We start from the raw sequence: 12,109 nt of genomic DNA, 5'->3' as shown, positions 1-12,109 counted from the left end.
CTGTGTCCGTATCCCTGACCACGAGCCTTGTGCCCACCGCCGGGCCGGACGACCTCTCGGTGTGGCCGGCGTCGGCCGCGCGCACCCCCGAGGGTGACCTGGCGGTCGCGGGGGTCCCGCTGGGCGAGGCCGCCGACCGCTTCGGCACCCCGCTCTACGTGCTGGACGAGGGCGAGTTCCGCGGCCGCTGCCGTACGTACACCGCCGCCTTCCCGGAGGCCGACGTCGTCTACGCGGCCAAGGCGTTCCTGTGCCGGGCCGTCGCGACGTGGGTGCGCACCGAGGGGCTGGGGCTGGACGTCTGCTCGGCCGGTGAGCTGGAGCTGGCGGTCGCCACCGGCTTCCCGCCGGACCGCATCGTGATGCACGGCAACGCGAAGACACCGGAGGACCTGCGCGCGGCCGTCCGGCTCGGCGTCGGGCGGATCGTGATCGACACCCCCACCGAGATCGCCCGGCTGGCCACGCTCGTCGCCCCGCACGACCGGCAGAAGGTCCTGCTGCGGGTGGTGCCCGGCGTGGTCGCCGGCGGGCACAAGGCGCTGCGCACCGGCACCGACGACCAGAAGTTCGGCGTGTCCGTCGCCGACGGCTCCGCGCAGCACACGGTCGAGCGGATCCTCGGGCAGCCCCGCCTGGAGCTGGTCGGCCTGCACTGCCACATCGGCTCCCAGGTGACGGAGATCAGGCCGTACCTGGCGGCGCTGCGGCGGCTGATCGGCCTGCTGGCGCGCATCCGCGACCAGCACGGTGTCGTCCTGCCGCAGCTCGACCTCGGCGGCGGCCACGCCGTGGCCCACCGGCCCGGCGACAGGGCCCTCGACATCACCGCGCTGGCCGCGCGCACCAGGGCCGAACTCGCCGACGGCTGCCGCCGCAGCGGCCTGCCCGTCCCCCGGGTGACCGTCGAGCCGGGCCGGGCGGTCGTCGGCCCCGCCGCGGTCGCCGTCTACCGTGTGCTGGCCGTCAAGCACACCGGTGGCCGGATCCTGGTCGCCGTGGACGGCGGCATGGGCGACAACCCGCGGCCCGCGCTGTACGGGGTCCGGTACGCGCCCGCGCTCGTCGGCCGGGCCTCGGCCGCCGGCCCCGCGCAGGTCACGGTCGTGGGCAGGTACTGCGAGGCGGGCGACGTGCTCGCCGAGGACGTGCCGCTGCCCGCGGACGTACGCCCCGGTGACCTGCTGGCGGTGCCGGTCGCCGGGGCGTACCAGCTGTCCATGGCCTCCAGCTACACCATGGTCGGCCGCCCCCCGGTGGTCGCGGTCGCCGACGGCCGGGCCCGGCTGCTGGTGCGCCGGGAGTCGGCGGCCGACCTGCGCGCCCGCGACGTCGGCATCTGACGGCTTCCCCGCGTGGCGCCCGCGGCCGGACCGCTTCCCCGGCACGGGAGGACGGTCCGGCCGCGGGCGCGTCAGCGGAACTCGGCGAGCCGCGGCCGCAGCCCCAGGACGGTCAGCACGGCGGCGGCGGACAGGGCGGCGCCTGCTCCCGGCAGACGGGTGGTCAGCGCCGCGCGGCCGTCGGACACCGCCGCGCCGTAGGCGTCCGCGTTGATGCCGATCAGGGCGCGCAGGGCCGTGTCGTACTGCTCGAAGTGGTAGTTGGACGCCCCTTTGTCGTAGCCGATGCAGAATTCCACGGCCTGCTGGAGCCGTCCCTGCCGCACGAGCGAGCGGAACGTCCGGTCGTCCTTCTCGTAGACGGCGTACGCCCGTACCGTGGCCTCGGCCGCCGCGCGCTCCCCGGGGAAGGTGATGTTGCGGAACTCGTCGCCGTAGGCACCGGTGAAGCGCAGGTCGGTGTGACGGGCGCGGTAGGCGGCCAGGGCGTCGGCGAGCCGGGCGTCGTAGGTGCCGAGGGTTGCCGCGGGCAGGGTGAGCAGGAGCTGCGAGGTGTCCTGGAAGGCCTGCTCGTACGTCCCGCGCCGGTCCGGGTCCAGGAGGTAGCGGCTCTCGTCGGCGTTGGCGTCGTACGTCATCGCGCGGGCGCGGGACAGGGCGACGACGGAGTCGAAGGCGTCCCGGCGGGCGACCTCGAGGTCGTGCGCCTGCGCGGCCGTCGCCGACCAGCCGAGCCCGCAGGCCGCGGCCACGCACAAGGTGGCGGCGGCGAGCCCCGGGTTGACCGTCCGGTGGAACCGGCGGGCGAGGCGGACCTGGGTGAGGACGAGGACGAGGAGCAGCGCGCCGCCGAGCACCGCGAGGAGCGCGAGCCGGACCCGGGTCGCCCCGCGCGCGCCGGTGCAGACGTCCTCGAAGGCGCCGTCGTTGTTCTGGCCCAGCCGCTCGGCGGCGGGCAGCAGGGACTGGCGCAGGAGGTCGGTCGCCGTGCGGTAGTTGCCGAGAGCGGTGGCCTTCTCCGCCGGGTGGAGGTCGTTCTCCCGCACCCGGCAGACGAGTTCCTGGTAGCGGGCGAAGTCGTCGTCGAAGCCGACGACGGTGGCGGTGGCCTTCGGGTCGCCCTGGGCGGCGGCGGCCAGGGTCTGGAGGTCCACCCCGACCGCGTGCCGGGCGCTGCCGTACAGCTTCAGGGCGGTGGAGTGCTGGGCCGGCATCGGGGTGAGGCCCCGGCCGCCGCTGGACAGCAGGAGGTTCGCGGCCTGGGCGTCCATGTCGTTGAGCGCGAAGTACAGGTCGTCGGCCCCGGTGACCCGGGGCGCGGCACGGTGGTCGACGCGGTCCCACGTCCCGGACGCGGTGAGCCCCGTGACCAGCAGCAGCGCCCCCACGGCGGCGGTCAGGACGAGGACCCCGGCGCGCAGCAGCCGCACCTCGCGGGGCACGGTGTACGGCCAGGTCCTCCACCGTGCCCGCAGCGGCAGCAGCTCGGGAGCGGGCGGCTGCGGTGGACCGCCGTCGCCTTCGCCTTCGGTCGTCGCGGTCACCGGCGCCCCGGCCATGGGCGGGCCTCCCCCTCGCTCGGTCAAAGGCCCGTGCGTCCCCCGTAGGTCCGCCAGCCTCGTGCCGCGCCCGGGGCCGCGGCGCGGCCGTTGACGCCGCGCTGACGTCGGGGCCGGGCGTCTTGACGTATCCCTGACGAGGCGTCGGGCCGCCGGGGCGCGGCGTGTCGGGGCGTCAGAAGGCCGTCAGGAGGGGGCGGCGGCTCGTAGGGATCGCGTCAGGGACGGGGCCGCAGGGGCCGGGCGGCGGTTTCCTGGGGGCGCGACGGACGGGGCACCGCCGTCCCGGGGCACACGGACGAGGAAGGAGGCGGCGCGCGGTGGCACGGAACGGGCGGGTGGTCGTCGGCGTCAGCGGGTCGCTGCTGAGCCTGGGAGCCCTGCACAGGGGGGTGGCCGAGGCCCGGGACCGGGGCGGTCTCCTCGTGGCGGTGCTCGCCTGGACGCCCGCGGGCGGTGAGGGCGCCTACCGCCGGGCGCCGTGCACACCGCTGCTCGCGGCCTGGGAGGACGCGGCGGCGGCACGCCTGGAGAACGCCTTCCGGAACGCCTTCGGCGGTCACCCGCACGGCGTTCCGCTGCGGATGGTGACCGCGCGCGGTGAGCCCGGGACCGCCCTCACCCAGCTGGCCGACCGGCCCGACGACCTGCTCGTGGTCAGTACCGGCCGCCAGGGCGGCCTCGCCCGGCTCTTCCACGGCGGGGTGGCCCGCTACTGCCTGGCGCACGCGCGCTGCGACGTGCTCGCCGTCCCGCCGTCCGAGCTGATGCGCGGGCCGGACCGTCCCCTGGGGTCGCACTCGGCGGCGTGACGGGCGGTCCGCCCGCGCCGCGCGGCGGTCGTCCGGCGGCTTCGTACGGGGACGTCACCACGGCGGGGGCGCCGTGGTGACACCGCCCGCCGCGCGGTCAGGGCTGGAGGCGGTATCCGACGCCCCGGTGGTTGAGCAGGTGGCGGGGGTGCGCGGGGTCGGGCTCCCGCTTCTGCCGCCGGGCGAGGAAGTAGGCGCGCAGGTAGTTCGTGTTGTCCGCGTGCTCGGGGCCCCAGGCCTGCCGCAGGATCTCCTGACTGGTCACCAGCTCGCCGCTGTGGTGGATGAGGACCTTGAGCAGCCGCCACTCCGTCGGGGTCAGATGCGGCGCCGGGGCGTCGCCGTCGCCTGTGCGCCGCACGGTGCAGGCGCTCAGGTCGAGCGTCCACTCGCCGATGACCGTGACGGGGGAACGCTGCTGGACGGCGGCAGGCCTGCGCAGCAGTGCCCGCACCCGCGCGAGGAGTTCCTTCATCGCGAACGGTTTGGTGAGGAAGTCGTCGGCCCCCTCGTCGAGCGCGGTCACCTTGTCGTCGGCGCCGGTCCGCCCCGACAGGACCATGACGGGCACCTGGCTCCGGGCGCGCAGCGACCTGATCACCTGGTGGCCGTCGATCTGCGGCAGACCGAGGTCGAGGATCACGAGGTCGGGCGGATTCCTGACGGCCTCCAGCAGGGCCTGCCGGCCGTCGTCGGCGAGGTCCACCGTGTAGTGGCTGGTGGTGAGGCCGATCTCCAGGGACCTGAGCACGGGTGCTTCGTCGTCCACGACGAGGATGCGGGTCACCGGCCCGCCTCGGCGGCGTGCGGCCGGGTGGCGAGCCGGTAGCCGACGGACGGGGCGTTCTGCAGGAACTGCCCGGATTCGGCCCCTGGCCCCGGTCGGTGTCGCCGCGCCCGCTGGCGCGCGGCCCGCCGTGGTGTTCCGGCGGCGGGTACGTCCGGGCGAGCCGGGAGCGGCGGGGCCTTCGGCGGGCGGGCGGCGGTCCGTACGGCCGGGGTCCGCCGCCCGGTGGAACGCGGTGGCCGGCCCGGGGTTACGGCCGCCCGTCCACCGCCGCCTGAACGCCGCCCGGCCCGGCGGCGGTGCCGAGCGCGGGGCGCAAGGGCGCGCGGGCGGGGCGGCGGTGAGCGCCGGCGGACGGGCGGGGGCACTGGGCGTCAACACGGCGCGAGCTGCGGGTGATAGCGCAGAGCATCCGAGTAGATGCGGTGAGTGATGGGTACTCAGTTGGGTGTGAGCGGGTGCAAACCGGGCGTACGGGCTCGGCCTTCGCGTTCGGCACCTCCCGACCGATGTCCGACACACAGGGGATGCAGATGGAAGACGTCAAGGACGAGACAGTGACCGACGGTCCGGACGCCACGGACGATCCCGACGAGCTGGACGAGCTCGACGACGTGGCCGAACTGGACGACGTGGACTTCGTGTTCGAGGAAGTCGAGAGCAAGATCGCGCCGCTCGCGCTCGCGACCGTCTGACGGACGGGCGCGCAGGGCGCGGGCAGCGAACGCCGGTAATCCACACGGGGGTGGCAGGTGGCAGGGGAGACGTCAGCGCTGGAGATCGACCTCGGGACGGGTCCGTCCGAGGGGTTCGCGGGGCTGCGGCGGGCGATCGGCGCGCTGCGGGACGCGGGCGCCGACTTTGGACCGCTGAGCCGGCTGCGGCCGGGCGAATGGGAGGTCCTGGCACCCCCGTGCGGAACATCCGGCGGCGGGCAGCCGCCGGGCCTGCTGGACGAGACGACGATCCCCGCCTCCGAACGGCGGCTGCACCGCGAGTCGGAGCACACCTTCCGGGTGCTGTCCGCCGCGGCCGTGGCCCTCTGCCGGGGATCGCAGGAAGTGGGCCGCCCCGTGCTCCTGCGCGGCACCGGCACCACCGATCTGCCGACGCTGCGCGGCCTGATCCGCACCGCCGAGTACCAGCGGGCCACCGGCGTCGGCACCCTCGCGATCGCCCCCGCGGAGAACGCCGGGGCGGGCCCGGCGGACGGCGGGCCGCTCGACTTCCGCGCCGAACGGGCCCGCTGCCTGCGGCTCGCGGGCGCCGCGCCGCTCCCCCCGGGCAGCGGGCCCCGGGCCGGAGGGACGCCCCCGGCGGCCGCCGCCACGGCCGAGGGCCGGCTCTTCCACCAGGCCCTCGACACCTCCGCCGACGCGGTGGACCGGCTGCGGGCGGCCGTGCAGTACCTCCTGCTCGCCTTCGCGAGCGCCAACTGGGAGGGCGCGGCGCTGGTCGCCGCCGGATGCCTTCCGCTGACCGACGCGCTGCCGCCGGGCGCCACCGCCCGGCTCGCGGGCGGTCTGACGGCGCACGGCACCCAGGCGTTCGAGCTGGAGCCGGAGATCTTCCGGCACCCCGCCGACGTCCGGGCCTTCCTGCTCAAGGCACTCGGCATCCAGGCCACCTTCCGTGAGCGGCACGACGACGCGGTGGTCTGGTTCCGCGCCATGCGCGCCACCGACGGGCCGCTCTCCCCCGAAGCCCTGGGCCAGTCGCACCTGCTGGCCGCGCTGACCCTCGTCAAACGCCGCAACGCCCTCACCGAGGCGGTGGGCGAGGTGGAGGCGGGGCTGGCGGCGCTGCCGGCCGCGCCGGGCGAACCCGACTCCGTCCGCCGGGAGCGCGGCTGGCTGCACAATCTGCGCGGGCTCACCCTGACGGTGCAGCGCGACCTGGTCGGGGCGCTGCGGCACGAGCAGGAGGCCTGGGCGAGCCTGCAGGGCCTGACCGACCCCAGCTCGGTGCATCTGCGGGTGAACCTCGTCTCCAACATCAGCGTGCTCCAGGAGAAGGCGGGCAAGCACGCCCAGGCCCTGCGCACCTGGCAGCGGTTCGGCGGCTCCGGCTTCACCACGGACACGAAGTTCGTCAAGCACCACGCCTACCGCGCCGGAGGGCTCTCTCTCGCCGTCGGGGACGCGGACGGCGGCACCGCGCTGCTCCGGCAGACGCTGGACCGGTGCCGGGACATGACCGACGACTTCCATGTCTTCGAGGTCTCCGCCGAACTGGGCGCCCTGCTGCTCGGCCGGGGCGACACCACGGCCGCCGCCGGGTACTTCGAGGAGGCGAACAGCGCCGCGACCGCCCTCGGCGACCCCTACCGCACCGCGCTGGCACGCACCGGCCGCGCGCTCGCCGCCGGGCGCCCGCCCGCCGCCGCGCTCGGGGAACTGGCCCTGCGCAGCAGCACCAACGCCTCCCGCGCCGAGGCCCTGGCCGCATGCGTACGGGCGGGAAGCACCGACCAGGCCCGCGCCCTGCTGCCGGCCGTACGCACCAAGCTCAACCGCCCCTTCGACCTGGTGAACTTCTGATGGCCCCCGGCGAGCCCCCGCCCTGGCGGCTGGTCCCGCGCTTCCTGCTGCGCCGGGCCGGCTTCGGGTTCGACCTGCTGGAGCCGGTGGGCGACGCGCGCGCGGCGGACGCGGCAGCCGCCTACCGGGCGGCCGTGCGCGCGTGCGAGACGGCGCGTCAGGAGCTGCTGCGCCGCCGGCTGCCCGCCGCCGTCGCCGCGGCGCGGGCCGCCGAGGACGGGACGGCGCTGCGGGCGCTGTCCGCGCTGCGCTCGGCCGCGGGCCGCCGCCGCCCGCCGGGCGGCAAGGCGGCCCTCCTGGAGCGGCCCTTCCCGGCGGAACTGACCGCCGCGGTCGACGGCTACACGCTCGCCCTGGCCGAGCGCGGACGGGCGGCGGACCGGCTCACCGCCGCGCTGGGCGACGAACGGGACGAACGGCCCACCCGGCTGCGCGGCTGCCTGGACACCCCGGTCCTGGACGCGGTGCTCCAGCTCGCCCCGTCCTTCTACGACAGCCTCGTCCGCTGGGCCGACCAGCAGCACGCGACCGGCGGCGCCCGTGAAGGGGCCCTGCTGCGCCGCCTCTACCTCTACCTCCAGCGGCTCGCCGCGAAGAACGAGACCACCAGCTTCTTCGGCCCGCTGGTGCACGGCTTCGTCGTGCCGGAGGACAGCGGCGTGCGGTTCGGCCCGCAGGCCCCCGGCGGGGTGCGCCGCACCGAGGCCTTCCTGGCGTTCTGGGCGGTCGACGCGCTCGCCCGGCGGATCGCGGCCGATCCGCTGGTCCGTCCGCGGATCCCCGTCGAACGGGTCGCCGCCGTACGGGTGGACGGCGAGGTGCTGGGGCTGCCCACCGGCAAGCGGGTGCGGCTGACACCGGCGCTGGCGCGGCTGGCCGCGTGCGTGGACGGGACCGCCTGCGCCGGGGACCTTGCGCGCGCCGCGGAGCTGCCGGTGGCCGAGACCGACCGGCTGCTGGCCACGCTGGAGCGGCTCGGCGCGGTGCGCGTCCGGCCCGAACCCGCCTCGACCGCCCCGCTGCCCTTCGGCGAACTGCTCGCCTTCGCCGACGTCCACGCCGCCGGTACCGGCTGGCCGGAGCGGCTGCGCGCCCTCCACGACCGGCTGGAGCGGTACGGCCGGGCACCGGACCCGGCCGCGCGCCGCACCGAACTCGACGCGCTGGAGCGGATGTTCACCGACATCGCGGCGGTGCCGCCACGCCGCTCCGGCGGCCGGATGTACGCCGACCGCATGGTCGCCTACCTCGACTGCGAGGGCGACCTCGGCCCCGTCCGCCTGGGCGCCGATCTCGCGGAGCGGATCACCGCCGAGCTGGCCCCGGTCCTCGACCTCGGCGCGCTGTTCGGCGAGCAACTGCACCGGGCGCACCAGCGGCTGGCGTCGGAGGTGCTGGAGGCGGCCGGTGTGCCGAGCATGCCGTACGACGCCTTCGTCCGCGCCATCGGCGCGAGCGCCGCCTCGGGCGGGCTCGCCCCCCATCTGGCGGCGGCCCGTGACCTGCACGACCGGCTGGCCGCCCTGGTACGCGACCGGACGCGGGACGGCGTCGCGGTCCTCGCCCCGCAGGAGCTGCGCGCCCTCGGCGCGCCGGACCGGCGGCCCCGCTTCGCCAGCCCCGACATCCTGCTCCGGGGGGAGACCGACGGGGGCGCTGACCACGGCGGCCCCGGCCTGGTGCTCGGCGAGGTCCACCCGTACATGTTCGCGTGGGGCTCCCAGGGCCGGTTCAGCCCCGACCCGGAGGGCCTGCAACGGGACTGCGCCGCCGATCTGGAGCCGTGGGGCGGCCGGGCGGCGATGGCCACCGTGCTGCGCCGCCGGGCCCACAAGGGGCTGGTCTCGGCCGCCTTCCCGGGGCGCTTCGTCGAGGTCACCGCCCGGTCCGGCGCGGCGGGCCGGAGCGTGCCCGTCACCGCGCTGCACGTGGAGCGCGACGCCTCCGGCCGGGTGCGGCTGCTGGAGGGCGACCGCGAACTGGTGCTGTACGCGGGCGAGAACGACCACCCGCACCTGGCCGCCTTCGCTCCGCCGCCCGCCCTGCGCCTGCCCCTGGTCCGGTTCGGGGACGAGGCACCGCGGGTGGTGGTCGGCGGCCTCGTCGTGCAGCGCGCCTGCCGCTGGCTGCCCGCCCGGCTGATCGCCCCGCCCGGCGGCACGCCCTCGGCCGCCGCGGCCTATCTGCGGGTCCAGGAGCTGCGCGCCACCCGCGGCCTGCCCCGCTGGGTCTACGCGCGGATCAGCTCCGAACCGAAACCCGTCTGCCTGGACCTGGACGCCCCGCTCGCCGTCGAGGTGCTGGTGACGCTGGCCGCGGCGGCGGGCGAGGAGCCGGTCGCCCTCACCGAGATGCTGCCCGAGCCCGGCTCCCTGTGGCTGCACCGACAGGGCCGTCCCACCACCTCCGAACTGCGGATCGCGCTCACCAGGGCGGGTACGCGATGAGCGGCGGCCTGGTGCGAGGTCCCGCTAGCACCGGGGGGGCGGGGGCGGGCTCGTGGGTGCTGCTCCCGACGCTGGTGGTGCGCTCCGCGGGATTCCCCTGGGATCTGCTGGACACGCTGGTGTGGCCGCGCACCGCCTGCGCGGTGGAGGAGGTGTGCGCCGCGCGGGAGGCCCTGCGGGAGCTGGCGGCGCGGGCGCTGCCGACCGGCCGGCTCTCCCGCGGCCAGACCGCCCGGCTCCGCAACCTGCGGCCGCTCGGCCCCGACGCCCCGCTGGCCGCCGAGTGGCTGGCCGCCTGGAACGGGCTGGCGGAACGGCTCGCCGCGACCGAAGAAGAGCTGGCCGCAGCCCGGGAGGCGGACACGGCCGGAGCCGCCGGGGCGCTGCGCACCCTCACCGCCGACCCGCGCTTCCGCGACGCCGTCGTGTGCTCGCACCCCGGGGTCCACCGGGATCTGTGCGCCGCCGACGGCCGGGAGCCCGGCACCCGGCTGCGCCGTCAGATCGCCGCCTACGCCCAGCGGTTCGCCGCCAAGTGCGAGACCATGAGCTTCTTCGGACCCGTCAACTACGCGCTGCTGGACCGCGCCCAGCCCCTCACCGAACCGGAGTGGGAAGGCGGCGGCACCTGCCCGCAGCGCCGCGCCTTCCCGGCCGCGTGGATCTGGGACGCGCTGCGCGCCCGGTATCTGGCCGACCCCGAGCGGGCCGCGCGGCTGGTGCCGCGCCGCAAGACACTGCGCCGGGCCGAGTCGGCGCTGCGAGGCGAGCCCGCCGCGCTGCGGGTGCACGAGGCGGCGGACGGCAGGCGCACCCTCGGCGAGATCGGCCGGGCGGCGGGGCTGAGTCCGTCCGAGGCCGCGCGCGCCCTGGCCGTGGCGCTGGAGCGCGGTGTGCTCGGCTGCGACGCGCTGCCCGCCGACACCGACCCTGACCCGGTCCGCGCACTGCTCGCCCGCTCCCCCCGGGATCCGGGACTGCGCGCCGTCGCCGAGCTGCTGGACCGCTTCCCCGCCGCCGCGCCCGGCGACAAGGCCGCGCTGCTGGCCGAACTCCCCGCCCTCGCGGGGGCGGAGCGGGGGCCTGCCGCCGACCGGGGCAAGTTCTACAACGACCGCTCGCCGGTCCACGAGGCGGCCGTCGGAAGCCTGCGGCTCACCGTCGGCGGCGCACTCGCCGAGGACCTGCGCACCCGGGTGCCGGCCGCGCTCGACGCGCTGGCGCTGGCCGCGCGCCGCACCCGGCAGGCCGCGAACCGCGCGCTGGCGCGCTCGCTGGGCAGCGGCACCTTCCCGCTGACCCGGGTGGTGCGCGAGCACTCCGCCTTCCCCGTCACCCCCGACCCGTGGTTCACCGAGGTGGTCGCGGCGGCCGTCGCGGAGTCCCCCGGAGCGGCCGACATCGACCTCGCGCCCGCCCTGGCCGCCGCGCCGCGCCTGCCCGTGGGCAGCCCGGCGGACTGCCTGCCGGTGCTGTGCTCGGTGGACGTCATGGTGGCCGCGTCCAGCCTCGCCGACTACCGGCCGGGGAGCACCCCCCTGGTGGTCGGTGACGTGCACGACGCGCCGCTGCTCACCCCATGGGCGCTCCAGTTCCACCCGCGCGGGGCCGAGCTGGTCGCCGAGCGGGACCGCGCGCTGGCCGCCGTGCTGGGGCCGGTGCAGGCGCTCAGCGTGGTGGCCCGGCGCAGCACCGGGCTGCCGCCGCTGCGCTTCCCCGGCAGACTGCTGGAGCTCGGCGCGGTCCGCGGTCCGGGCGAACGGGTCTGCCTGGACGAGCTGTTCGTCGTCAGCGACGGCCGCAGGGCCCGGCTGCGCGCCCGCGGTGTCCCCGGCGAACTCCACTTCCACAACGGCGAGCTGGACAGCCCGCTGCACACCGCGCTGGCGCTGCCGCGGCTGCGTCCGCCGGTGCTGCCCGACGTCCCGTACCTGCCGCGGCTGCGGCACGGCAGCGTGGTCCTCGCCCGCCGCCGCTGGCGGCTGGACGCGGACGTGCTCGGGGAGGCCCTCGGCGCGGCCGATCCGGTGGAGCGGGTCACCCGGCTGCGCGAGCGGACCCGCTCGGCGGGCATGCCGCGGGCCTTCTTCGCCAAGGCCCCGCACGAACGCAAGCCCGTCTACGTCGACACCGCCGCCCCGCTGCTCGTGGACGGTCTGGCGCGGCTGGCACGCGGCGCCGAGCGGGTGTACGCGACGGAGGTGCTGCCCGGCCCCGACGCCCTGTGGCTGCGGGCCGGCCAACGGCGGCACGCGGCGGAACTGCGCTGCGTCTACCTGGAGCGGGGGGCACGACGATGAGCGCACCCGCACCGCCCGTTCCGGTGATCCCGCCACTGCTGGACCCGACGCCGGCCTTCGGCGGAAGGCCGGCCGAGCGGACGGCCGACCCCAACACCGCCTTCCGGCAACGGCCGTGCGCCCCCGGCACGGGCCCGGCGCACGCGGCAGCGGCCTTCGACGGACGGCCCGGCCAGCAGACGGCCGACCTGAACACCACTTTCTGCCAACGACCGTGCACCCCCGACACAGCCCCGGCACGCGGGGCGGCAGGTGCGGCAATGAGCACGACCGCACCGCCCCTCCCGACGCCGGCCTTCGGCCGACGACCGGGCCAGCGGA

7 protein-coding genes and 1 pseudogene are annotated in these 12,109 nt (G+C 77.0%); 6 read left to right on the top strand and 2 right to left on the bottom strand.

The genetic code is table 11. From position 1 onward, the window contains the following. The first annotated feature begins 2 nt into the window (after nucleotides 1–2). A complete protein-coding gene (lysA, locus tag ACH4PY_RS29200; RefSeq protein ID WP_398189367.1) occupies nucleotides 3–1,343 on the top strand; it encodes a diaminopimelate decarboxylase in 1,341 nt (446 codons plus the stop codon). Between the two features lie 71 nt (nucleotides 1,344–1,414). Here lysA and ACH4PY_RS29195 read toward each other — a convergent pair whose 3' ends face one another. Further along, nucleotides 1,415–2,902: a hypothetical protein gene (locus tag ACH4PY_RS29195; protein WP_398189364.1), complete on the bottom strand. Its 1,488-nt coding sequence runs from the start codon at nucleotides 2,900–2,902 to the stop codon at nucleotides 1,415–1,417. A gap of 320 nt (nucleotides 2,903–3,222) precedes the next feature. Between ACH4PY_RS29195 and ACH4PY_RS29190 the strand changes: the two genes are divergently transcribed. After that, nucleotides 3,223–3,714, top strand: a complete 492-nt coding sequence (locus ACH4PY_RS29190; RefSeq protein WP_398189361.1) for a universal stress protein — start codon at nucleotides 3,223–3,225, stop codon at nucleotides 3,712–3,714. A gap of 97 nt (nucleotides 3,715–3,811) precedes the next feature. Here ACH4PY_RS29190 and ACH4PY_RS29185 read toward each other — a convergent pair whose 3' ends face one another. Further along, nucleotides 3,812–4,501 (bottom strand): response regulator, encoded by a 690-nt coding sequence (locus tag ACH4PY_RS29185; protein ID WP_398189359.1) that lies wholly within the window; start codon nucleotides 4,499–4,501, stop codon nucleotides 3,812–3,814. 584 nt (nucleotides 4,502–5,085) lie between these two features. Here ACH4PY_RS29185 and ACH4PY_RS29180 point away from each other — a divergent pair. The 4 genes and pseudogenes from ACH4PY_RS29180 to ACH4PY_RS29165 all read left to right on the top strand — a co-directional run. Continuing rightward, a pseudogene (locus ACH4PY_RS29180) lies at nucleotides 5,086–5,196 on the top strand (ammosamide/lymphostin RiPP family protein); the annotation flags it as partial. Between the two features lie 57 nt (nucleotides 5,197–5,253). After that, nucleotides 5,254–7,041: a hypothetical protein gene (locus tag ACH4PY_RS29175; RefSeq protein ID WP_398189356.1), complete on the top strand. Its 1,788-nt coding sequence runs from the start codon at nucleotides 5,254–5,256 to the stop codon at nucleotides 7,039–7,041. Beyond that, nucleotides 7,041–9,488 (top strand): lantibiotic dehydratase, encoded by a 2,448-nt coding sequence (locus tag ACH4PY_RS29170; protein ID WP_398189353.1) that lies wholly within the window; start codon nucleotides 7,041–7,043, stop codon nucleotides 9,486–9,488. The genes ACH4PY_RS29175 and ACH4PY_RS29170 overlap by 1 nt, the downstream gene beginning before the upstream one ends. Before the next feature lie 11 nt (nucleotides 9,489–9,499). Continuing rightward, nucleotides 9,500–11,788, top strand: a complete 2,289-nt coding sequence (locus ACH4PY_RS29165) for a lantibiotic dehydratase (protein WP_398189351.1) — start codon at nucleotides 9,500–9,502, stop codon at nucleotides 11,786–11,788. The last annotated feature ends 321 nt before the right edge of the window (nucleotides 11,789–12,109 follow it).

Source organism: Streptomyces sp. NPDC021224 (genome assembly GCF_044332905.1).
GTDB lineage: Bacteria > Actinomycetota > Actinomycetes > Streptomycetales > Streptomycetaceae > Actinacidiphila.
This window is presented reverse-complemented; position numbering and strand designations above follow the sequence as displayed.